Genomic DNA, 23,031 nt, shown 5'->3' with positions numbered 1-23,031 from the left:
TCGCGCTGAGTTTCTAATATTCAGTTCATGAGTGAACAGGATAATAACACAGTAAAGCACGCACATTTAACGCCTCTTCCTAACAAAGTTGGCGTTGATGGTCTTGAAGACAAGTGGCGTAGCAATTGGGACGAAGCCAAAACTTACGCATTCCATAATTCTCGCGACCGTAAGGCCGTATATTCTATCGATACTCCACCTCCAACCGTTAGTGGCCACTTGCACGTAGGTCACGTATTCTCTTACACGCATACGGATGTCATTGCGCGATATAAGCGCATGCAAGGCTTTGACGTATTCTACCCAATGGGTTGGGACGATAACGGCTTGCCAACAGAGCGCCGCGTACAAAATTATTACGGTGTGCGAGTGGATACTTCGTTGAAGTATGACCCTGATTTTAAGCCGCCTTTTGAAGGCACTGAAGGCAAGAAGATTGAGGCTAAAGATCAGGTTCCTGTAAGCCGACAGAACTTTATTGAGCTTTGCGAGCGCTTGACTTCTCAAGATGAGAAGCTTTTTGAAGCATTGTGGCGCAGGCTCGGGCTTTCTGTAGACTGGTCGCAAACTTACCACACGATTGGTGAGCAGCCTCGTCGAGTTGCGCAAAAAGCATTCCTTCGCAATCTTGCTCGCGGAGAAGCTTATCAAAAAGATGCTCCTGGATTGTGGGATGTGACTTTCCAGACTGCAGTTGCACAAGCAGAGCTTGAATCGCGCGAATATCCTGGTTTCTACCATAAGATTGCGTTCCGTTTTGAAGATGGTACGCCAATTTATATTGAAACTACGCGTCCAGAATTGCTTGCTGCATGCACTTCTTTAATTGCAAATCCAGAAGATGAGCGTTACAAGAAGTACTTTGGTCAGGAAGTTTATTCGCCACTGTTTAAGGTGAAGGTTCCGATTTTGGCGCATTCTGCTGCTCAAATGGACAAGGGTGCTGGCATTGCAATGTGCTGCACTTTCGGTGACGTAACAGACGTTGAGTGGTGGCGCGATTTGAATTTGCCAACTCGACCAATTATTCAGCGTAACGGTCGCATCGTTATGACGACTCCTGATTGGATTACAGATGAATCCGGCCGTGAAATGTTCGAGAAAATTGCCGGCAAAACCACGTTCTCTGCTCGTAAGGAAATTGTTGAAGCTTTGCAAGCAGCTGGAGACATGGAAGGCGATCCAAAGCCAACAAAGCGTATGACGAACTTCTACGAAAAGGGCGATAAGCCTTTGGAAATCGTCACTTCTCGCCAGTGGTATTTAAAGAACGGTGGCACGGACGAAAAGTTGAATGCTGAACTTATTGAGCGAGGCAAGGAACTTAACTTCCACCCAGACTTTATGCGCGTGCGCTATGAGAATTGGGTTCACGGTTTGAATGGTGACTGGCTTATCTCTCGCCAGCGCTTCTTCGGTGTGCCATTCCCACTTTGGTATCCAGTAAACGAAAATGGGGAAGTGGATTACGAGCATCCTTTGACGCCTAGCGAAGATCGTTTGCCAATCGATCCAACTATTGACGTTCCAGAAGGATTCGATGAATCGCAGCGAGACCAGCCAAATGGCTTTACTGCTGAGCAAGACATTATGGACACTTGGGCTACATCTTCCTTAACTCCACAAATTGTGACTCGTTGGGAAGAGCCAGGTGAGGAAAATCAAGCTCTGTTTAAGGCTACTTTCCCAATGGATTTGCGTCCACAAGGCCAGGATATTATTCGTACTTGGCTGTTTAGTACTGTTGATCGCGCACATCTTGAAAACGGCTGCTTGCCTTGGAAGCATGCTGCACTTTCTGGCTGGATTCTTGATCCTGACCATAAGAAGATGTCTAAATCTAAAGGCAACGTGGTTGTGCCAAATAAGCCAATTGAAGAGTTTGGTGCTGATGCTGTGCGCTACTGGGCAACTTCAGCAAAACTTGGCTTGGATGCAACTTACGACGAAGGCCAAATGAAGATTGGCCGACGCTTAGCGATTAAGCTTTTGAACGCTACAAAGTTTGCGCTCGCAATTGGTCGTGAAGATGATGAGCATCAGGTTCTTGAGTCTGCTAGTGCGGATTGGGATTTTGCAGACGTTACGGAAGTTTTGGATCGCTCTGTTATGGCAAAGCTCGCATCCGTTATTCGTACCGCAACTGATGCGCTTGAATCTTACGAGCATTCCAAGGCTTTGGAAGCAATCGAAACATTCTTCTGGGAGTTCTGCGACGACTATATTGAGCTTGCAAAGAATCGCGCTTACGGTACTGCAGAATCAACTGGACGCACTCCAAGCGAAGCTGCTGTAAAGTCTGCTCGCACAACTCTTGGCCTTGCACTCGATGCTTTGGCTCGCTTGCTTGCTCCTTACTTGCCTTACGCTACTGAAGAAGTGTGGAGCTGGATGCATGACGGCGAAGGCTCTGTGCATCGCGCTAGCTGGCCATGCGCTAAGGCGTATGAGGCTGCTGCAAACGGTGTTTCTGCAGATACTTTGGCTTACGCGGGTGAAGCTTTGGCTACTTTGCGCAAGATTAAGTCTGAAGCAAAAGTTTCTATGAAGACTCCTATTTTGCAAGTGACTTTGAACGTAGCAGAAAATGCTTACAAGGCTGTCGAGGAGACTTTGGATGACGTTGCTGAAGCTGGACGCGTTACTGGAGAAGTAAATCTTAACGCTGTTAAGGCAGCAGTTGCTGGAGATTCTTCTGATTCTGAATCTGATTCCGCGGAATCTGATGCAGCTAACGTAAACGTTTCTGTTGCTCAAAGCGAACTCGGCGAAGCTCCTGCAAAAAAGAAGTAGCTGTAAGTAGTTGCAAGTAATCGAAAATAATTAATCGCAAAACAAAAGCGCTGGAAGTCAATCTTCGACTCCAGCGCTTTTTGTGTATTGTAATCGCGAAGCATCGCGCGGTAACGCTAGACTGTAAACCATGAATCCAGAAAGCTTAAGTGAATTAATTGAAAAAATTGCTAAAGATTTAGTAGCAAGCGGTAAAGCTGGCAGTCTAACAGAAGATTTGATTCCTGCTGCCGAAAAACTTGCAGTTATGCGACCAAAGGATCGCGCACACGGCGATTGGGCTACGAACGTTGCTATGCAGCTTGCTAAAAAAGCTGGTATGAAGCCTAGTGATTTAGCCGAGCTTTTTGCTGAGAGTTTGCAAGAAGCGGAAGGTATTGCGTCTGTAGAAGTTGCAGGTCCTGGCTTTATTAACATAACGCTTGATTCTGCTTCTGCAGCGGCAGTTGTAGACGAGGTCTTAAAGCAAGGTGCTGATTTTGGCAAAAATACGCACTTAAGCGGCAAAACTTTGAATCTTGAGTTTGTTTCCGCAAACCCAACTGGTCCAATCCACATTGGTGGAACTCGCTGGGCTGCAGTTGGTGATTCTATGGCTCGAGTCTTGGAAGCGAACGGCGCAAAAGTTGTGCGCGAGTACTACTTCAACGATCATGGCGAGCAAATTAACCGTTTTGCAAAGTCTTTAGTTGCTGCAGCTCATGGTGAAGAAACGCCTGCAGATGGTTACAAAGGCGCGTATATTAACGAAATCGCAGACGCTGTTATAAAAGAAGCGCAAGCAGACGGCGTTGATGTTCTTTCTTTGCCAAGAATTGATCTTGGAAAAGACGAGGAAGGTTTGCCTCTTGGCGAAGGCGATTCCGAGCAGCGCGAAGAGTTCCGCAAGCGCGCAGTGCCAATGATGTTTGCCGAAATCCGTAAGTCCATGCGCGATTTTCGTGTTGATTTCGACGTGTGGTTCCACGAAAACAGCCTGTACGAGGATGGCGAAGTTGAGCGTGCTATTGCAGATTTGCGTTCTCGCGGAGACATTTTTGAAAAAGATGGCGCAACTTGGTTTGAATCCACTAAGCATGGCGACGACAAAGATCGCGTAATTATTAAGTCTGACGGCAATTACGCTTACTTTGCTGCAGATATTGCGTACTATCGCAACAAGCGCCATCGCGAACAGAATCCTGCGGACGTAGCGATTTACATGCTTGGTGCGGATCATCACGGCTATATTGGCAGAATGATGGCAATGTGCGCGGCTTTTGGAGACAAGCCAGGCGAAAACATGCAGATTCTTATTGGTCAGCTTGTAAACGTTATGAAAGATGGCAAGCCTGTACGCATGAGCAAGCGCGCAGGAAACGTTATTACGATTGACGATTTAGTTGATGCAATTGGTGTTGATGCTTCGCGCTACTCGCTTGCTCGCACAGATTACAATACAAGCGTTGATATTGATTTGGATTTGCTTGCTTCTCACAGCAACGATAATCCTGTGTATTACGTGCAATACGCGCACGCACGCAGCTGCAATGTGGCTCGTAACGCGGCGGACGCTGGAATTACGCAAGATGGCGCTGATTTAAGCTTGCTTAATACCGAGGCTGACGGCGAAGTGTTGGCTGCTTTGGCGCAATGGCCTGCAGCTTTGGCTCAAGCTGGCGACTTGCGCGCTCCTCACAGAGTTGCGCATTACCTTGAGGATTTGGCAGCAAGTTACCACAAGTGGTACAACCTTGAGCGCGTTGTGCCAATGGAGTTAACTGACCCTGAAAATCGTTTGCCAGAAGCCGAGCGCGAAGCTCAGCGCATTGCAAAGTGCCCAGAGCCAGCTCGTGCTGCAGCTCGCTTAAAGCTTAACGCTGCTGTGCGCACAGTTATTGCAACTGGTCTTGATTTGCTTGGAGTTTCTGCTCCGGAAAAGATGTGATTTTGCTTATTTTATATAAGATTTAGAGCAAAGCTATAGAGCATTTTTGATTACATAGGACGTTGGTAGTTTGCCAGCGTCCTTTTTATTTTTTATTAGAGACACGCACGAATTATAAGTTTCTATCGATTAAGTACATGCAATTTATTAATATACCCTCTAATATTATTTTCGCTTTAAATCCACAAAATTACAAAGTAAGAGATTTAGCTGAATAGTATATAAATACAAATTTATCCTTATGGGAGGTGTAAGCATGAGCGTCACAACACAAAGTGTCAGCACAGATAGTGCCCCGAAAAAAAGGAACTTGACCATTATTGAGTCCGCGTACGTGGCGGTCATGTTGTTTGGTATGTTCTTTGGCGCAGGAAACCTGATTTTCCCTGTGTTCCTTGGAGCTAATGCAGGAAACAATTCCGCTCCTGCAGCATTAGGCTTTATTATTACCGGCGTTGGTTTGCCATTGCTTGGTGTTACGGCTCTTGCGATGAGTCGCGCAAACGGTCTTTTTGAACTTTCTAGTAAGCCGAGCAAAAAATACGGCATGTTCTTTACTTGTGTGCTGTATTTAACAATCGGACCATTCTTTGCAATTCCTCGCTGCGCAACAACTTCGTACACTGTTGGTTTGGAACGCGTCGTTCCACAAGACGGAAACGGTCAATTGTATTTGTTCTTGTTCTCTGTGGTTTTCTTCGCGTTAGCATTCTTCTTTGCTATGAAGCCTAGCGGAATACTTACATGGGTTGGTAAAGTTCTTACGCCGATATTCCTGGTTTTCTTAGGTATTCTGGTATTTACTGCACTGTTTTCTCCTGTAAGCGGCGCTTCTGCGGATGCTGCTCCTATAGGGAAGTATGTTAATGAATCATTCTTTACAGGATTCTTAGATGGCTACAATACAATGGATGCTTTAGCTAGCTTGGCTTTTGGCATTATAGTTGTTAGTACTATTCGATCCTTTGGCGTAAAAGACCCTAAAGATGTGGCAGTGAATACTGTGCGATCTGGATTCTTTAGCTGCTTGCTTATGGCGTTGATTTACGTCGCAATTGTTGTTGTCGGTGTGCGTAGCCGTGCACTGTTTAAGCCTGCTGAAAACGGTGGCGTAACTTTGGCGCAAGTTGCACGCTACCATCTTGGAAACGTTGGTTTGCTTGTTCTTGCTGCAACTGTTACTCTTGCATGCTTAAAGACGGCAGTTGGTTTAATTGTAAGCTGCTCGGAAACCTTCTCTAAGTTATTCCCTAAGGGTCCTAGCTATCGCGTTTGGTCTGTGTTGATTACGCTTGTTTCGTTTGGCCTTGCAAACTTTGGTTTGAGCACAATCATCGAATATGCAGTTCCAGTATTGATGTTCTTGTATCCACTGTCAATCGTATTGATTCTTTTGGCTTTGTGCGGTCGACTTTTTGGAAATTCCAAAGTCGTGTACGCTTGGACACTTGGTTTTACTGGTGTTGCAGCTGTATTTGACTTTTTGAATAGTTTGCCAACAGCTTTGCGCAACGCATTGCATATGAACGATATGTTGGTGGTTGCTCAAAACTGGTTGCCGTTCTCGGAATTTGGCATGGCTTGGGTTTGCCCTGCTGTTGTTGGATTTGTTGTTGGCTATGTCCGCATGGTTTTATTTGAAAACAAGGACATGGAAGAGGTGGCTCGTCTAGCTGCTGGTCCAGATCTTGAAGGCAGTGTTGCTAGTAGCGATGATTCTATTACTGATGAGTCATAGTCTTGTGCGTAATTCTCGAGAGTAATATTTACTTGTATTGAAAAAGCCTACAGTATGTTTTCGCGTACGGTAGGCTTTTGTTTTGGTTATTTGTTAAAAAAGATGCGCAAGTGTGACGATCAGTTAGCTGCCTACGTGGGGACAAATTGTCCCCTGGTGTATATTGGTGATAGCCTGCATGGTTTGAAGTTGTGTTAGGAAACGCTTGCAGGAAAGATTGATGTGATCTATATAGACGAGTAAGTAACGGATATACAATATATAAAGGCTAGTCAATATAGATTTTTTCTTGTACAATTAACATGAAAGAGATTAGCATAAAAGGTTGACAAGCCATGAAAAAACTGACAAAATCCTTGACAGACAGACAGACAGACAGACAGACAGACAGACAGACAGACAGACAGACAGACAGACAGCATAGTTCTGTCTCTTTTCACGTAGACTTTTTTAATTGGCAGAAATACATGCCTGATGGATAGGTATGTGTTTCTGCCTATTTTTATTCAATTTTTCAAAACAATAAAAAGAACATTATTAGATTAATAAGGAGGAAAATATGAAAACATTAGTAAAAAAGACAATGGGTCTATTGATGGCAACATTAGTAGCATTTGGTGTAATGGCTGGAACTACACAGGCATTTGCGGCTGGAAGTAATGTAACAAGTGAATATGATCAAGTTGCAAAAGATAAGATTGTAGGAACAATTACTATAACAGATGCATTACAAAATGCAGGTAAGGATGTTAATAAAGACGGTAATCTTTACTATGAGGGTGTTGTTTCAGGATCTGTCGAAACAAGCGATCTGTTAGAAGGTGCATACCAAAAATATATTAAAGACTTTAAGGGGAAGACTGATTCTCATGGTAGAGCTTTTGAGAATTTGGTTATGTTTGATAAGGGACAAAATTTCCCAACAGCTAAATATACTGTCACTTTCCCTAAAAATTTCAACGTTAATTTAGAAAAGGTTTCTTGCTCTGCAAACACTTCTATGATTAGTGAAATCAAAAAATCATACGATAAAGACGCCAATTCGGTAACTTTTACTTTTAGTCTTGGAAACTGGAACGACTACAAGGGCTTCTTTAATCTATACGAAAATGAAAGAAAAGCAGGTATGACAGGGCATCCTATTTCTATCAGCATTCCATATTCTGTAGAAGTTAAAGACGATTCTGTTAAGAATTTAGGACAGATAACAGCTGAAGGCAAATGTGAATTATTTTATAAGAAGTTCATTTTCCAAAAGCAAATTGTTGATATTAAGACTAATAAGGCAACCGTTAATGTTGTGCGCTAATAGGAGTATTTTATGAAGAAAGTTTTAAGCATACTATTTTCAGCGTTGCTCCTTTCCACATTCTCATCGGGTGTAGCGCATGCGGAAGTGGCTGAAGATTTTAGCTCCATGAAATCAGGAAATACTTGGATTGAACTTGAAGAAGCGAATACAGATATTTTTGGCGATTCAAAAATTGCAGCCGTCCCTAAAGGTGTTTTGAAACCTGAAGGAACTAAAATTCGTGATGCAATTAAAAAAATAGGTGGTCAGGATGCTGTTGATCAAACTCAGTATTTTAGCTATTCAACAGGCATTCATTCAGATGATGGAAAACCTGCACTTTCTCCGCTTTTGAAGATGCTTAAAGAGTATAAGCCTGAAAGTGCAACGGATGATCCAGCTGTTCCGATGACAGATAATCCAATGTTTTATGGAGATCTTTCCTATAATGATGACACAACGTCAAAAAATGTAAAGATTTCTGCTGGTGATAATCTGTCAAGTTTGAAATTAACGCTCTCAAACATGAACTGGTTATCTCAGCCGATTTTCTCTGAACTTTCTGGTCATGACATGTATAGGAGCGAAAAGGCTAACGGAACATTACGCTTTTTAACGGATTCACAGCTTGTTTACACCATCAAGTTTCCTAAGGGATTTGATATATCTAAAGCAACGGCAACATCTGATGCATCTTCTGATTTGCTAACGCTCTCCACTTCTGTAAGCGGAGAAGTTAAAACCGGTATGACACTTACCGTTACGCTAAGAAGAAAAGGTGCTGGAGAAACGTTCTTAACGGAAGACCAATTTAAGAATGAGTTAAATTCTCTCAATACAATCTCTGTATCTATGAAGGATATAGCTATTACTAAAGATGCCGTGCAAGGTAAGAATGTTGTTACTGGTTCCATCGGTGGTTTCCTTGAGTATATGAATGTTGGAGGATCCACCTATGACGAAGTTAGACAGAATAAAGGTCTGACGTGGACATATATACATTACTTTGCAGCCCCTCAAGAAGCTAGCGGTAAAGATAGCAATTTAACTGCTAACGACAGTCAGTATAAAATCCAATATACATTTAATGTTGTTAAGCCTGCTCAAAGCACGGTTACTTTCAAGGACGGCGATAAGACGCATGCAACTGTGAAAGTGGAAACTGGTAAGGCTATTGATACTGATGCGTTGACTGATGAGTCTATGCCGAAGAATCCAACGAAGGCCGGTTATACCTTCAAGGAATGGAATACAAAGGAAGACGGTAAAGGTACTGCGTTTACGGGAGCAAGCATAGTTAATAGCGATATGACTGTGTATGCTATTTACACGAAAGATCCTGTACCAACTCCGGATCCAACTCCGAATCCTCCGGCACCAAATCCGGATCCAACTCCAAACCCACCAGCTCCAACACCGGAACCAACGCCTAATCCACCGACTCCGGAACTTAAGCCAAATCCTCAGACACCGGCTCCTGGGCCTGAAACGCAGCCAGAATCTACACCGACACCGGATTCTGAGCCTGAATCGCAGTCAGAATCTGTGTCAAATACTCCTGTAAAGAAGCATGGTGAAATTCCTAAGGCGGGTGAATCAACAACTCTTCCGTTCGCATTAACGGCATTAGGGCTTGGTGTTGCAGGCTTAGGAATTCTTCGCAAAAAGAGAATGATGAAAGAAAACATCAAGTAATTTTTGCCGATTGCCCTAACACCTATTGGGTGTGACAAAGCCTACCGTGCTTGTTTGCGGTAGGCTTTTGTTTAGGTTATTTGATGGAGATTTTATGCGACTTTCGACTTGCGATCAGAAGTTAGTTGCCTCGTGGGGACAAATTGTCCCAAGCTCGGAGGCTTGCGACTAGAAGTTGCCGCCGTTCCAACCCCAGTCAGTAGTTGCAGTGTAACGAATATAAGTGCGATCCTGTGGAATACCAAGCTCTCGCTCTAAAGCTGCCATAATCTGCTCAGTTAACTTTTCCCAAGCAGACCCTGGCACGCTGGAACCAAACACGTTCACCTCAACGTAAGCTGCAGGCTTAGTATTGTCTCCTGCAAAATAAATCGGCATATTGTCCTCGAATGGGCACATGAGCCAATGCTCGCTTTTTCCTGGAACTGCGCTAATTGCTTTGCCATAAGCAGCTTTTAATGCGTCGCGCTGGGCAGGTGTTGTGCTTACAGAAACGTGAGTATGAATAACTGGCATAATCGCTCCTTTGCTAAATTTAGTAAGCTTTATTACGTAACAATTATATGTTATTTGTTAGCAGCCGCGTGTTTAATGGATATTATGAAAAAGCTTATTGAACAGGTTGTAAAGTTTGGAATTGTGGGCATTATTGCCCTTATTATTGACGTTGCGCTACTCAATTTATTAATGCTTGCGCACTTAAATAATGTGGTTGCGGGTACGATTTCTTTCGTAATCTCACTTATCTTCAACTATATTGCCAGTATGAAATACGTCTTTAAACATCGTGAAGATATGGCAAAGTGGATGGAGCTTCTGATTTTTGTTATTTCCGCAGTTATAGGTTTGCTTATAAATGATTTGATTATTTGGGCTAGTACGTTAGGAATGGCTGAAACTTTACGCGGATCTGCAGTATACGTTTTGCGCACAAATATAGGAAAACTTGTAGCTACTGTTGTTGTTGCTGTATGGAATTTTGTTATACGAAAGTGGCTGCTCGATGATACTAAATCTCAACAGCCTGGGTATGTTGCGCAAGAAGATACGAGTTTTGCTCACCGTTTGGGAATGTGGTCGCTTAATCATACAAAAAACCGCAAGTAATTGGTTTAATCTTTTAAACAGAAAGTAGAACGCAATGCCAGCTACGACAATTCATTTTGTGCGTCATGGAGAAGTTGATAATCCAAATCACGTGTTGTATGAGCGTCTTCCTGGATTTCATCTTTCGGCTCGCGGGGTGAGGATGGCGCAAGCTACAGCAAAATATATTGCCACTGTTCCGCAAATGCGCGGAATTACTGCAATTTATTCGTCTCCTCTTGAGCGGACTCGTGAAACAGCGCGTGAAATCGAAAATGCTTTGCGCAAGATTGCAGATTCTTCCTATGTAAAAGCGCACTGTGATGAAGATTCTGCGCAATCTTTTGCGCAATCTCAAGAAAGCGACATTGTTTTAGATAAACGCTTAATTGAAGCTGGAAATAATTTCCGCGGAAAACGCATAGGCTACGGTGAAGGCGCGCTGTGGAAAAACGACAATTGGAAGCTTGTTGCGAATTTGTGGAAGCCAAGTTGGGGAGAAAGCTACCGCAGTATTGCTACTCGCGTTGGTGATTTTGCGCGCGAGCAGGTTCGTAAGCATCCTGGTGAGCAAATCGTTGCAGTTACTCATGAGTCGCCAATCTGGTCTTATAGACACCTACTGGAAACCGGTCACGCTGAACATAATATGCTTCTTCGTCACACGGCTTTAGCTTCGATTACTTCTATTACTTACGATTGTGAGACTTTGCGTGTGCTTTCAATTACGTATGTTGATCCTGCTGGGCGAGTGAAGTAAGTAATATATAATGCGAAGGAGCATTGAAATGGTTAATTCTGTTGATTCTGTCAAAGATTCTGAAGATATTAAAAATAATGAAAAAAGTATGCTAATGCTGAATGATGCAGCGCAATCTGCCGCAAAACTAACAGAATTATGGCCATTGACGGAAGCGCGACACTTAGATAACGACGCAAAATATGCGGAAAATCTTGAGGTGCGCTCAATGCGAGCAATAGCACGAATACTCACGAATCTTGACGTTACCGTTCCGGATGCTGAATTTGTGTATGAAGGCGCGGATGAAATTCCTGGACGTCCGCAAGAAATAGTAGACGCGCTACTTGCTGCCGCCGATGCTTACGACAATATGGATTCATGCTATGAGCCTAACTATGATGAAGCAGAAGAAGAAATACTAGAAAATAGTAATAATATAAATTCTATTTTTAGTAAGATTGCATCTCATTCTGCCGAAGATTCTAATGCAATAAATGCAGCAGCCGATACGTTAAATGTTGAAGGTAATTGGAGTATTAACGATATTGACTTTGCAATTAATTATGCGAAACAAATGGTTTCTTGTTATGAAAATAAATCATTGGAAACGCAAAAAATTATTGTAGTTTTAAGCTTACTAACAAATCTAATTAAAAAAACTAACGAGATTTGCGAAACTTTACCAATCTTCTTGTATATTAACGAAGTATGTGAGTGTGCTGGTTTGCCGCGAATGATGTTCAAGGATGCTCAATGGCGTGAGATTGTTGATTGTGTGCGCAATTCTAGTGATAAGTGTAATTGTGATATAAGTGCGCTGGTCAATTTTATTTCGCCGCTGCTTATTTCTGAGTGGGAAAAGCATCGTGAAGACGTGCTGTGGGATCCTGAAGTTGCGAAGAAGCTCGCAAAAGAAGAGGATGATAGAAAGTCCCGCGAGGCTCTTGCTGCGAAGTTTGCGCACGTTGAGGGTAATAAAGAATCTACGCAGGCGCTTGATTAGTTTTTAGGTTGATTATGTTTGATGCGAATGCTGCACGTCCGTAACGCGCGGCACAATGGAACCTATGACTGATATCGAGGAAACTCAAGAAGTTGCTAATAATGCAACAAAATCCGCAAAGCCTGAACTTCCAAAGAATGTTCGCGTGCGTTTTTGCCCTTCGCCAACCGGTACACCTCACGTAGGTATGGTTCGTACCGCGCTATTTAACTGGGCGGAGGCTCGCCATACTCACGGCAAATTGCTGTTCCGTATTGAAGATACCGATAATGAGCGCGATAGTGAGGAAAGCTACCAGCAGATTATTGAGGCTCTTCGTTGGCTCAATATTGATTGGGACGAGGGCATTGATGTTGGCGGAGATAACGGACCGTATCGCCAGTCCCAGCGCATGGAAATTTATAAAGACGTAGCACAAAAGCTTTTTGAAGCAGGATACGCTTATGAATCCTTCTCTACTCCTGAAGAAATTAAGGAGCGTAATATTGCTGCTGGTCGTCCTGCTGAATTTGGTTACGATGGCTACGATCGCAATCTTACGGAAGAACAGAAGCAAGCTTTCCGCGACGAAGGCCGCAAACCTGCACTTCGCTTGAAGATGCCAAATGAAGACATTACTTTTAACGATTTAATTCGTGGCGAAATCACCTTTAAAGCTGGATCTGTTCCAGATTATGTGATTGTGCGCCCGAATGGCGATCCACTTTATACGCTTACAAACCCTGTTGACGATGCGTTAATGGATGTGAACGTTGTTTTGCGCGGTGAAGATATTCTTAGCTCCACGCCTCGTCAGATTGTGCTTTACCGTTATCTTATGGAGATGGGCATTGCTAAGGAAACTCCACTTTACGGCCATATGCCTTACGTTATGGGCGAAGGTAAGAAGAAGCTTTCCAAGAGAGACCCTGAGTCCAACTTGTTCTTGCATAGAGATAACGGATTTATTCCAGAAGGCTTACTGAACTACTTGGCTTTGCTTGGCTGGTCGATCGCTCCTGATCGTGACGTGTTCACTATGGACGAAATGATTGAAAAGTTCGATGTGCGAGACGTTAAGGCAAATCCTGCACACTTTGACTTAGACAAGGCGATTTCCATCAACGCTGAGCATATTCGTATGCTCGATCCGCAAGATTTCTTGAATCGTTCTGTGCCTTACTTGCATAAGGATGGCGTAGTTAGCGCAGATAATTGGGATGCGTTAACTGACCGCGAGCGTGAAGTACTCACAGCTGCAGCTCCTCTTGTACAGCCTCGCGTGCGTTTGCTTGGTGAAGTCGCTGGAATGGTTGGAAGCCTGTTAAGCGAAGATGGCTACATTGCTCCAGATGACGACGCTCGTAAACAGTTGAAGGAATCTGCAGGCGAGGTTCTTGACGCTGCGCTCGCTGCTTTGAAGGGTGTTGATGCCGCTGATTGGCACACTGATTCCTTGCATGAGCTTTTGAATAAGAAGCTTGTTGAGGAAGCTGGTTACAAGCCGCGCTTGGCATTTGGTCCTGTGCGAGTTGCACTTTCTGGCCGTCGCGTTTCTCCGCCATTGTTTGAGTCCATGGAAATCGTGGGCAAAGACGTGACTTTGGCGCGTTTAGCTGGATTGCGTGAGCATTTGTAAATCACCAATAATTTATAAGCTCAAATAAAATTTGAACAAGGTGGGAACGTGGCACTATTGCTACGTTTCCGCTTTTTTATTTGTTTTATGTTTCGTTTAATATATTTTCGACACGCCGCGGTTGCGTATTGAGCTGTTATGTTGTAAAGTCGCTATTTGTTGCGTCAAGAGGCGTAGCTGATAAATGAAAGCCCCCGTCGTCTAGCGGTCTAGGACTACGCCCTCTCACGGCGCCAACACCGGTTCAAATCCGGTCGGGGGTACGAAGACGGAACGGTCCCAAGAGCCGCGAAGCCTGCCAATTGGGGTATGGTGTAATTGGCAACACAGGTGATTCTGGTTCATCCATTCTTGGTTCGAGTCCAGGTACCCCAGCGAATAGCTCTCGTAGAACGAGGGCTTTTTTGTTATCTATCTGTATTTCTGCGATTTGCCTCAGCATGCGACCTTTTCTTTACGCGGCTGTAAAGTTTTGGTCGGATTAAGGTGATAAAACGGCAGTTTCTTTACATGCGTGCTCAGTTTTTGCCGTTTACCGCGCTTGTACACGCTTATCCCGTTTACTACGCTTGCCGCACGCTTCTTATGCAGCCTTAAAATCAAAAACCCCGGTGCGTGACCGGGGTTAGAGAAAGAAGAGAAGAAGAGAGGTTTAAGTTATTAAAGTCAAATTCAACTACTTGCTTGTAGTTTATTTCCTTTTGATGTATATATAATAACCACCTTATGCTGAGTGCAGTAATGCGATTACCTGTGAATTGTCTGTGAATTTGTAACTATTTTACTGAAATTGCACGTTTTTATCGCTTTTGGGTTATTTCTTATCAGTATTTGCTTAATTTAGTATTTTTGAATGTAAATAATTTATGTAAACTTGCGAACAAAATTGAGTGAGTCGCGGCATATCTGCCGTATGCTTAAAGTATGACTGATTCTGCACAATCCGAAGCTAATGCATCTGCGGCACTTCCTTTATCTGTTTCGGCGCGTTTAGGACGTTTGCAGTTCCATCTTTCTGGTAAATTCCGAGTGCTTCAGTGTGCAGATGTTCAAGATGGGTTACGTATTTCACAAGACACCATTCGACTTATTGCTTCTGCTTGCGATGCTGTGCGACCAGATCTTGTAGTTTTTAGCGGAAACCAGATTGCAGGTTATGAAAAAGTATTTGCAAAAACTTTTCAGCGTAGACGCTGGCAGGAATCTTCCAATATTTCGTCTTCTGATAAGAAGCAATTGGTTGATAAAGTGCACGAATTCGTTGCTAAGTTAATGAAGCCACTAGAAGATCGCAGTATTCCATGGGTTGTTACTTATGGTAATCATGATTTCCAGTGCGGTCTAAATAATGAAGAGCTTGATAAGATATATCAAGATTTTCCATGTTGCATGAATCGTAGTGCTTCTAGTACATCTTCTGCAAGTGCTATGCAATCGACAAAATGTGTGTTGCCAAAGCAGATTATTTTTACATGCGAGCCTGGTACTTTTGCCTTGCCTGTTATGGATGAAAAGCATGAAAAGGTTGTTTTTTCAATAGTTTTAGTTGATTCTGGAGATTATGCTAAATCAGGCGGCTATGGTAGCCCTTCTAAAAAAACTATCGAGTTTATTTCTGGTCTTTCTTCTTATTTGCCTGAGCATATTTGCGTTTTTCAGCATTTTCCATTGCCGCAATATTATCGTGTTCTTCGCGAAGTTCCGCAAGAACTTGCTGCGCGCGAACATGCTATCGAGGGGTATCGTACTTTTGCTGGCCGCTATTATGCTCTTGACGAAAAACATGTTCTGCCAGATGGGTATTTAGGTGAAGGAATTAGCTGCCCTGACGTCGATAGTGGCGAATATGCTGCTTTGCTTGATGCCGGAGCTTTTGCGCTAATTGCCGGTCACGATCACCGCAATTCTTTCGCAGCTAAAGATCCCGAGAGTAATATGCTATTTGTTGCTACTCCTACATGTGGTTTTGGATCTTACGGTCCTGAACCTGCTAAAAGAGGCGTGCGCTTGCTCGAATTTGATATTCGTCATCCGTTTGAACCGCGTACGCAAATGCTTGAATTTGGGAATCTTGTTGGCAAACCTTCTTCCAAAAAAGCCTATACTTATGCTCTTACAGCTGAGTCTGAGCATGAATTGCCAGAAGTAGATTTATTGCGTAAACCATCATTGCTTACTAGATTGATTCGTCGATGGCGTCAACGATCTACGCGCTAATTTAATCAGTTTTAATAGATTGCATGAGCGCGTTGGCAAATATGCCGGTATTATAGTGAATAGTGTTTTAGCGCGAACGAAAGAGGTAAATGTGTCCGCACACAATACGGCTGAACAGAACAACAATAGTGGCATTGACGCTGCAGATGTGTTGCATGTAGAAGGTGGTAAGCCGCTTAATGGCACTATTAAAGTGCGTGGCGCAAAAAACTTTGTTAGCAAAGCTATGGTTGCAGCTTTGTTGGCACCAGGTAAGTCTGTTCTAAAAAACGTTCCTGAAATTCGCGATGTTCATGTAGTTTCTGATCTGTTGCGTTTGCATGGTGTTGACGTTGAGGTTAATGGGCCTGAAGGCATTGTGACAATTGATGCCACAAAAGTGCAGCTCGCAGATGTAGCTGACGTCGACACTCTTTCTGGTTCGTCTCGTATTCCAATTCTTTTTTCTGGTCCTCTTCTTCATCGTCTTGGAGAAGCGTTTATTCCTGCGCTTGGAGGATGCAATATTGGTGGTCGTCCAATTGATTTTCATCTTGAGACGTTGCGTAAACTTGGTGCAAATGTAGATAAAGATCATGAGGATGGTATACATATTACTGCACCTAATGGCTTACATGGCACTAAAATTCATTTGCCTTATCCTTCTGTCGGTGCAACCGAGCAGACTTTGCTTGCAGCGGTTCTTGCAGAAGGTCGTACAGAGCTTTCCGGAGCTGCAATTGAGCCAGAAATCATGGATTTGGTAGCCGTTTTGCAAAAGATGGGTGCGATTATTTCTGTAGACGTTGACCGTACTTTCCGTATTGAAGGAGTAAAAGAGCTTCAAGGATACACTCATACGTCATTAACTGATCGCATTGAAGCAGCTTCTTGGGCTTCTGCTGCTCTTGCAACACACGGAGATGTGTTTATTAAGGGCGCAACTCAGCCAGAAATGATGACTTTCTTAAACGTGTTCCGTAAAGTTGGCGGACAGTTTGATGTTACAGATAAAGGAATTCGTTTTTGGCATCCGGGTGGGGATTTGCATCCTGTTGCTATTGAAACCGATGTACATCCTGGTTTTATGACTGATTGGCAGCAGCCTCTTGTTGTTGCGCTTACTCAAGCGAAGGGCTTGAGTATTGTGCATGAAACTGTTTATGAAAATCGTTTTGGCTTCACGAAGCCACTTGTGCAAATGGGAGCTATGATTCAGCTTTATCGTGAATGCTTAGGTTCGCTTCCTTGCAGGTTCCAGCAGCGCAATTACAAGCATTCTGCAGTTATTTTCGGACCTACTCCGTTGACAGGTCAAGATATTGACGTACCTGATTTGCGCGGAGGCTTTAGCCATTTGATTGCAGCTCTTACTGCTCAAGGTCCGTCGAATGTGCGCGGAATTTCGCTAATTGATCGAGGATATGCAGATTTTAGAGGCAAACTTTTAGCTTTGGGTGCTAATATCGACTGATATATTCTTCTACTTCTTCTACAAAACGTGAGTTTTGTAGGTTTATAAGCTTTTATCCACAATGCTATAAAAAGCTTTTTTACGCATAAATTTATCGGTACAGTAGTCGCAACTGTAATTCAATTACTCAAAAAATTAACTGAAATATTTGATGAGTAGTTGTAGTTTTCAATATTGCGGAGGCGTAACGATGGTTTGTGTAGGCGGACGCTATCAGCTGCTTGGTGAGCTGGGGCGTGGTGGCACTTCAACAGTCTTTCTTGCTGTTGACACCGTTTTGCACAAGCAATGGGCTGTTAAAGAAACGCTTCTGCAAGGAGACGAAGAGTATCAACAGCATATTATTCAATCCTTACGCGCTGAAGCGAATGTTTTAAAGGAATGCGATCATCCAGCTATTCCGCGAATTGTTGATTTTTTTGAAGAAAATGGTAGAGCTTATGCTGTTCGCGATTATGTAAAGGGGCGTTCTTTAAAATCTATTGTAGAAGAATCTGGATTGCAAAATGTTGAAATTGTTCTTGATTTAGGTATGCAACTTTGCTCAATACTTTCTTATTTACATTCGCATTATCCGCCAATTATATACGGTGATCTTAAGCCTTCTCAGGTTATGATTTCAGAAGATGGCACAGTCCGTTTGATTGATTTTGGTGCTGCAACGCAATTATATGCAAACGGGGGAGTGCTTGATTTACGCACAATAGACCAGTGCGACGCTCGATTTGCTACTAATATTTTTACTGCTCCTGAAATTTTGAATGAAAACTCTGCAGCAACTACTTCAAGCGATGTGTATTCGATTGGAATGACATTGCGTTACGCATTATTGCCAGCTGAAGTGTCTAAAACAGACGTGCAATCTGCTGTACTATTGCCTCATGAGAATCGTGAAGTAGTAGAACAATTGGTGTCTGTGCTCGCAATAGCTACAGCTACTAAACCATCTCATAGATATAAAGATTGCGAAGAAATGTTTTCTGCACTGGAAGCGTGTGAGCATACAGAAAAACATTCACAACAATGCGACACCTCTACGAATGTATTGCGACGTAAACAATGCAAAAATAGTTCTAAGTCTAGAAAAAAGCGCTATGCAATTACGGCATTAATTGTTATAGTGCTAGTTTTTATAGTAATTTTATTCAACTGCTTAGGTTTATTTGTGGGGAATGCTTTTGTAAATCGAAATAAGCAATCTTTTAATGGTGAGCCAAGTAGTAAAAGAATTGAAGCAATACGCAAAAATAATAAAAGTTACGATTCTTACATGCAATTAGCTGAGCGTGAAAGCAATTCGGATATTGCGTGTCGCTATATTTCTCATGCAATGCAAGTGCAAAATAGCATGCGCAATAAGAAATATATAAGCAAAATGTCATTTAAACCTCTCCAAATTTTATTGCAAATTCAACTTGCAGATCAGCAATGGAGTGTCAACGAAGAGCAATGTTTTGTTGGTTTGATTAATAAATACGAGCAAAACTTGCGTCCTGTAAATAAAGATTGGTCGAATATTTCTATAGAAATAGGCAAAGCGTATTGGTACTATTTTGCAGGATTTTCTGGAAAAGTTTCGCAAACAGAACGATTATCTCGTATGCGAGTAGCAAAAGTATGGTTCCAAGAGGCTCAAAAATATGAGAAGGATGCGAATGAAACGTCTTCGCAAACTGTAGAAACTAATTCTGATGACATATCGCATACTGTTTCAAATCAAAAAATGTTAAGCGCGTACATCGCTATTTCTGACGCTTATGCGCAACTTGTTGATGTTTCTAAAGATTGTGCAAGCGTAGAAAGATATAAAAATTATGTGAATCAATTACAGCAGTTAATGCAAATTGTTGAGAAAGATCACGGAGACGTCTTATTCGTGGATACTGGAGAACTAGTTTTGCAATCAATTCATTCGTGGTTGCCAATGTTCCTAGAAAGTGGATCCAGTAAACAAGAAATTCAGCAAATGTGCGACAAGGCAGAATATCTTCTTAAACAAGCGCATGTGTCAAATGATGAAGCTGTAAGTAGAAAGAAAAACGCAATCGACAGTGTCAAAAAAGTTCAAGACGAAATTAATCTAGCTTTTTTGCAAAAGAAATAAAAGAAATAATAAAAAAGGGGGGAATAAATGTGTAAACAAAGAAATTTGGGGGATATGTGTTTTTTCAAGCGACTTAAATGCGGTTGCGCTCGCATTGGTGTCTATATTGGGATTATTGCATTTATTAGTGTTGCTATAGTTGCTGCATTATTGCCACTTAATTCTATTGCGTATGCGAAAAACAGCTATAACGCAGCCAAAGGATTGCATATAGCAAATGTTTCTGTTATGACAAAACAGAAAACTGTTCGCACTCAAGGCGAGTACATGTTTACTAAACGTTCTGCTTCGCTACTTATAACTTTTGATGGATTGGACGCTTCGGAAATTAGGAACGCGCATAAAGCTACTGTTAGCGTTGGAAGATATCAAATAGTGAGTGCCAAAGCTGATTTAGCTAAGATTGAGGCGGTGTCGTCGCTAGTTAATATTCGTTATAAGATCCGACCTCGAGTATTAGGAATAGTAAGAGTTGAATTGCAAAAAGAAGGAATATATGATTTGCAAGATATCTCTATAAGACTTGCTGCTGTAACAATGCATCCTAAACGCATATGGGGAGGAGTTGACTCTAATCCTCATGTTTCAAAGCAAACTAACTATATTTCTAATGAAAATAGACTTTCTGGCAACAAATTGTGCTCTCGTAAGCCAATATTAAGCATTCCTGATTCAGTTCTGAATGCCTCAGATTTAACAAAAGATAACTCTTATAGCAAGCGTTCACGATATATTGTTATTGATAAAATTGCTCCTCGCTTGAGTGTTAGCTATGATAACAACGCATCGTATGAAGGCAAATATTTTCGTAATAATCGAGCTTCAAGAATATTAATACAGGATGATTCGTTCGTTTTCTCGTATTTGCTTCATGATTCTTATCCTATTGCGAAAGTTTTTGCTGATGGTAAACAGGTTATGGTACTTACAGCTAAAAGCTTTAAAAACGATGGCGTGCATACAAATATGTGGTATGCTGATGTTTCTTTTTCGGGGGATGCTTCTTGGAATGTTCGCTATTGTGTTGAAGATCTATCAGGTAATGTGAGTTCTTCTATCAGTAATAAATTCATTATTGATACGCTTGCGCCAACTGTTTCTATTACTGGAGTGCAACAAGGCGGAGCATATTCTCATGCTGTAGTTCCAACATTAGTTATAAAAGATCGTTGGTTAAAACCTGAAAGCGTAACGTATTCGCTGAGAAGAATGCGATATGCTAAGGAATTGCATTCTTTTGTGCCTAAAAAAGCTGATTCGCAAAGCGTAAGTGTGCAATACGCAGGTTTTTATAATGGAACTCAAGACGATGACGTGTATCAACTTCAGTGGAGTGCTAAAGATTTAGTAGATCATGTTATTTCTGGTAAGTTGCAATTTTCTATAAATAGAAGCGGTTCATCATTTAGTATAGATAGTTCCACTAAAGCAATGAATCGTAAACAATTGCAAAATGCTAAAGATATTCATATTGAAGAACTCAATCCTAGCGGATTGGCAAGTCCTGCAAAAATTAGTGTTATGCGAGACGGTGTAGAGAAGATTTTGTCAAAACAGGATTTTTCTGTAAACAGTCGCATAGATCATGGCTGGCAACGATTGACTTACACTATTTTCAAACGGAATTTTGCCGATAATGCTCATTATCGTGTACGTGTTATGTCAGTAGACAAAGTAGGAAATCATTCTTGTAGCGAAAGTGCAGTTAGCAAAAAAGAAGGAATGTTGCAATTTGCACCAGCTTCCGTGCAATTTACAGTAGATAATCTTGCTCCAATCGCAACAGTGTTTGATATGCAAAATAATTCTACTTATCGCACTAATAAAGAAGGAAAAACTTTACGTATTAGTGCAAAAGATAACATAGCATTGCAATATGTAACAATCGATGTTGATGGTAAAACAAATCGCATTTGGAACGGTAAAGATGTGAATAAATCAGTTTTATCTACAAAACTAAAACCAGACGGTTTTACTCATGACGTATTAGTAAAAGCTGCAGATTATGCGGGAAATATAACAATTTTGCAATATAAAAATGTAAAAATTGTTTCTATTGCAAATAAGCTTGTAAAAAAATCTGAAGCAGATAAAAAATCTAAAAATAGCGAGAGTAAAGACACTGATAGTTCTGATGATGGTTCAGATGATGGCTCCGACAATAGCTCCGATAACGATGATTGGATAGCTCGTTCGCAAGTGAAAAAATCGGAAAAATCTTTTGAAAATGCTGATTCCTTTAAACGAAACTCGGTAAATTATATGGGAATTGTGGCTTATATTTGTGCTGGAATTATAGCAATTCTTTGTGCTGTATTAGGAATTAGCATTATTTTTAAAAAGAAAATTAACGTAAGTAAGCTGTTTTAATAGTTTTAATGGTTTTGATAGTTTCGATAGATTTGATAGGCATTGTGCAAGAAAATAAAAAGCCCACTGCGGTGGAATGAATGCAGTGGGCTTAGTGGAGCTAATGGTAATCGAAACCACGACCTCTTCGATGCGAACGAAGCGCTCTACCAACTGAGCTATAGCCCCAATGTCTAAGACAAATCATCTTACGACAACTCTGCACACTGTACTACAAAGCTTGTATAAAAACAACATTTCTTGTAGTGCAGCGTGCTTGAGTGTCGTAAGTTAAAATACTAGTTTATTTGTTTTCTTTATTAAGTTTTGCTGTTTTCTTTGCTTTGTGTGCTTTGTATAAACCAATAAAAGTTGGCACAAGCGAAATAAGCAAAATTGCAACAATTACTAATTCAAAATTCTTCTGTACGAAATCAATCTTGCCGAAGAAATATCCAAGAAATGTGAAAAGCGACGACCAAATGAGACCGCCTAGTACAGAAAATGGTGTGAAGCGTATCCAACGCATTCCAGAAATTCCGGAAATAAACGGCATAAAAGTGCGTATGAATGGGAAGAATCTACCCAAGAATACTGCCAGCGGACCCCATTTATCAATCATTTTTTCGGTTTTTGCAACTCGTTCTGGAGTGAGCGCTTTTACTTTCCCAGATTCTACAATCTTTCGTCCGAAGAAATGACCAATAAAGTAATTGCACTGATCGCCAATAATTGGGGCTAGCCACACTACGGCAAGTAATAGTGGAAGTGGAAGCGCGCTATGACCTGTTTGAGCGTCAGGAGCTGCAAAAAAGCCTGCTGCAAAAAGAAGTGAATCTCCTGGGAGGAATGGGAAGAATACTACGCCTGTTTCAATAAAAACAATGAGAAAAATAAGGCCTAATGCTGGAGCTGTGCCCATTGCAATCCAACTTGCAATAGCTGAGCGTGGATCCTTGAGTAGGTTAACAATAAAATGAATAAATCCCATAATGTCCTGTCATAAATTTTGCGT

15 protein-coding genes and 3 tRNA genes are annotated in these 23,031 nt (G+C 41.9%); 15 read left to right on the top strand and 3 right to left on the bottom strand.

All coding sequences use genetic code 11. The annotated features are described in order from the left end of the window. The first annotated feature begins 27 nt into the window (after window positions 1–27). The 5 genes from valS (at window position 28) to HXT26_RS05465 (ending at window position 9,444) form a co-directional block, all read left to right on the top strand. On the top strand, window positions 28–2,793 hold the full coding sequence (gene valS / locus HXT26_RS05485) for a valine--tRNA ligase (RefSeq protein ID WP_116971206.1): 2,766 nt from the start codon (window positions 28–30) through the stop codon (window positions 2,791–2,793). A 130-nt stretch (window positions 2,794–2,923) separates the two neighbouring features. After that, on the top strand, window positions 2,924–4,720 hold the full coding sequence (argS, locus tag HXT26_RS05480; RefSeq protein WP_004105648.1) for an arginine--tRNA ligase: 1,797 nt from the start codon (window positions 2,924–2,926) through the stop codon (window positions 4,718–4,720). A gap of 256 nt (window positions 4,721–4,976) precedes the next feature. Beyond that, window positions 4,977–6,458 (top strand): branched-chain amino acid transport system II carrier protein, encoded by a 1,482-nt coding sequence (gene brnQ, locus HXT26_RS05475; protein ID WP_174164266.1) that lies wholly within the window; start codon window positions 4,977–4,979, stop codon window positions 6,456–6,458. A 559-nt stretch (window positions 6,459–7,017) separates the two neighbouring features. After that, window positions 7,018–7,767: a hypothetical protein gene (locus HXT26_RS05470; RefSeq protein WP_004574138.1), complete on the top strand. Its 750-nt coding sequence runs from the start codon at window positions 7,018–7,020 to the stop codon at window positions 7,765–7,767. A gap of 12 nt (window positions 7,768–7,779) precedes the next feature. Next, window positions 7,780–9,444, top strand: a complete 1,665-nt coding sequence (locus HXT26_RS05465; protein WP_004574136.1) for an InlB B-repeat-containing protein — start codon at window positions 7,780–7,782, stop codon at window positions 9,442–9,444. Between the two features lie 168 nt (window positions 9,445–9,612). Here HXT26_RS05465 and HXT26_RS05460 read toward each other — a convergent pair whose 3' ends face one another. Then, entirely contained in the window at window positions 9,613–9,960 is a 348-nt protein-coding gene (locus HXT26_RS05460; RefSeq protein ID WP_004574134.1) for a phenylpyruvate tautomerase MIF-related protein, read from the bottom strand. A gap of 84 nt (window positions 9,961–10,044) precedes the next feature. On the opposite strand from HXT26_RS05460, the gene HXT26_RS05455 reads away from it, so the two are divergent. The 10 genes from HXT26_RS05455 to HXT26_RS05410 all read left to right on the top strand — a co-directional run bounded on the left by HXT26_RS05455 (window position 10,045) and on the right by HXT26_RS05410 (window position 22,037). After that, entirely contained in the window at window positions 10,045–10,551 is a 507-nt protein-coding gene (locus HXT26_RS05455) for a GtrA family protein (RefSeq protein ID WP_032835361.1), read from the top strand. Window positions 10,552–10,585: 34 nt separating this feature from the next. Next, on the top strand, window positions 10,586–11,290 hold the full coding sequence (locus HXT26_RS05450) for a histidine phosphatase family protein (RefSeq protein ID WP_422111971.1): 705 nt from the start codon (window positions 10,586–10,588) through the stop codon (window positions 11,288–11,290). A gap of 28 nt (window positions 11,291–11,318) precedes the next feature. Next, window positions 11,319–12,275, top strand: coding sequence for a hypothetical protein (locus HXT26_RS05445; RefSeq protein WP_422111970.1), 957 nt, complete (start codon window positions 11,319–11,321; stop codon window positions 12,273–12,275). A gap of 55 nt (window positions 12,276–12,330) precedes the next feature. Further along, window positions 12,331–13,893 (top strand): glutamate--tRNA ligase, encoded by a 1,563-nt coding sequence (gene gltX / locus HXT26_RS05440; protein WP_100209131.1) that lies wholly within the window; start codon window positions 12,331–12,333, stop codon window positions 13,891–13,893. 190 nt (window positions 13,894–14,083) lie between these two features. Next, window positions 14,084–14,156 (top strand) — tRNA-Glu (locus tag HXT26_RS05435). Window positions 14,157–14,196: 40 nt separating this feature from the next. Next, window positions 14,197–14,268 (top strand) — tRNA-Gln (locus HXT26_RS05430). Between the two features lie 549 nt (window positions 14,269–14,817). Next, window positions 14,818–16,110, top strand: a complete 1,293-nt coding sequence (locus HXT26_RS05425) for a metallophosphoesterase (RefSeq protein ID WP_004105623.1) — start codon at window positions 14,818–14,820, stop codon at window positions 16,108–16,110. A gap of 91 nt (window positions 16,111–16,201) precedes the next feature. Then, window positions 16,202–17,563, top strand: a complete 1,362-nt coding sequence (gene murA / locus HXT26_RS05420) for a UDP-N-acetylglucosamine 1-carboxyvinyltransferase (RefSeq protein ID WP_004109784.1) — start codon at window positions 16,202–16,204, stop codon at window positions 17,561–17,563. A gap of 190 nt (window positions 17,564–17,753) precedes the next feature. Next, on the top strand, window positions 17,754–19,667 hold the full coding sequence (locus HXT26_RS05415; protein WP_422111969.1) for a serine/threonine protein kinase: 1,914 nt from the start codon (window positions 17,754–17,756) through the stop codon (window positions 19,665–19,667). Between the two features lie 27 nt (window positions 19,668–19,694). Continuing rightward, entirely contained in the window at window positions 19,695–22,037 is a 2,343-nt protein-coding gene (locus HXT26_RS05410; protein WP_422111968.1) for a hypothetical protein, read from the top strand. Window positions 22,038–22,132: 95 nt separating this feature from the next. Here the strand turns inward: HXT26_RS05410 and HXT26_RS05405 are convergent. Then, window positions 22,133–22,205 (bottom strand) — tRNA-Ala (locus tag HXT26_RS05405). A 115-nt stretch (window positions 22,206–22,320) separates the two neighbouring features. Then, on the bottom strand, window positions 22,321–23,007 hold the full coding sequence (locus tag HXT26_RS05400; RefSeq protein ID WP_004105614.1) for a DedA family protein: 687 nt from the start codon (window positions 23,005–23,007) through the stop codon (window positions 22,321–22,323). Between the last annotated feature and the right edge of the window lie 24 nt (window positions 23,008–23,031).

It is taken from the genome of Gardnerella sp. DNF00497B, from assembly GCF_049262725.1.
In the GTDB taxonomy this organism is placed as follows: domain Bacteria; phylum Actinomycetota; class Actinomycetes; order Actinomycetales; family Bifidobacteriaceae; genus Bifidobacterium; species Bifidobacterium leopoldii.
The sequence above is the reverse complement of the archived record's forward strand: the minus strand, read 5'-3'. Positions and strand labels throughout refer to the sequence as shown.

Coding starts and splice junctions, on each gene's coding strand:
- HXT26_RS05460 (WP_004574134.1), bottom strand. CDS start 9,960: ATGCCAGTTATTCATACTCACGTTTCTGTAAGCACAACACCTGCCCAG.
- HXT26_RS05400 (WP_004105614.1), bottom strand. CDS start 23,007: ATGGGATTTATTCATTTTATTGTTAACCTACTCAAGGATCCACGCTCA.
- valS (WP_116971206.1), top strand. CDS start 28: ATGAGTGAACAGGATAATAACACAGTAAAGCACGCACATTTAACGCCT.
- HXT26_RS05415 (WP_422111969.1), top strand. CDS start 17,754: ATGGTTTGTGTAGGCGGACGCTATCAGCTGCTTGGTGAGCTGGGGCGT.
- HXT26_RS05410 (WP_422111968.1), top strand. CDS start 19,695: ATGTGTAAACAAAGAAATTTGGGGGATATGTGTTTTTTCAAGCGACTT.
- HXT26_RS05470 (WP_004574138.1), top strand. CDS start 7,018: ATGAAAACATTAGTAAAAAAGACAATGGGTCTATTGATGGCAACATTA.
- HXT26_RS05445 (WP_422111970.1), top strand. CDS start 11,319: ATGGTTAATTCTGTTGATTCTGTCAAAGATTCTGAAGATATTAAAAAT.
- brnQ (WP_174164266.1), top strand. CDS start 4,977: ATGAGCGTCACAACACAAAGTGTCAGCACAGATAGTGCCCCGAAAAAA.
- gltX (WP_100209131.1), top strand. CDS start 12,331: ATGGAACCTATGACTGATATCGAGGAAACTCAAGAAGTTGCTAATAAT.
- argS (WP_004105648.1), top strand. CDS start 2,924: ATGAATCCAGAAAGCTTAAGTGAATTAATTGAAAAAATTGCTAAAGAT.
- HXT26_RS05425 (WP_004105623.1), top strand. CDS start 14,818: ATGACTGATTCTGCACAATCCGAAGCTAATGCATCTGCGGCACTTCCT.
- HXT26_RS05450 (WP_422111971.1), top strand. CDS start 10,586: ATGCCAGCTACGACAATTCATTTTGTGCGTCATGGAGAAGTTGATAAT.
- HXT26_RS05455 (WP_032835361.1), top strand. CDS start 10,045: ATGAAAAAGCTTATTGAACAGGTTGTAAAGTTTGGAATTGTGGGCATT.
- HXT26_RS05465 (WP_004574136.1), top strand. CDS start 7,780: ATGAAGAAAGTTTTAAGCATACTATTTTCAGCGTTGCTCCTTTCCACA.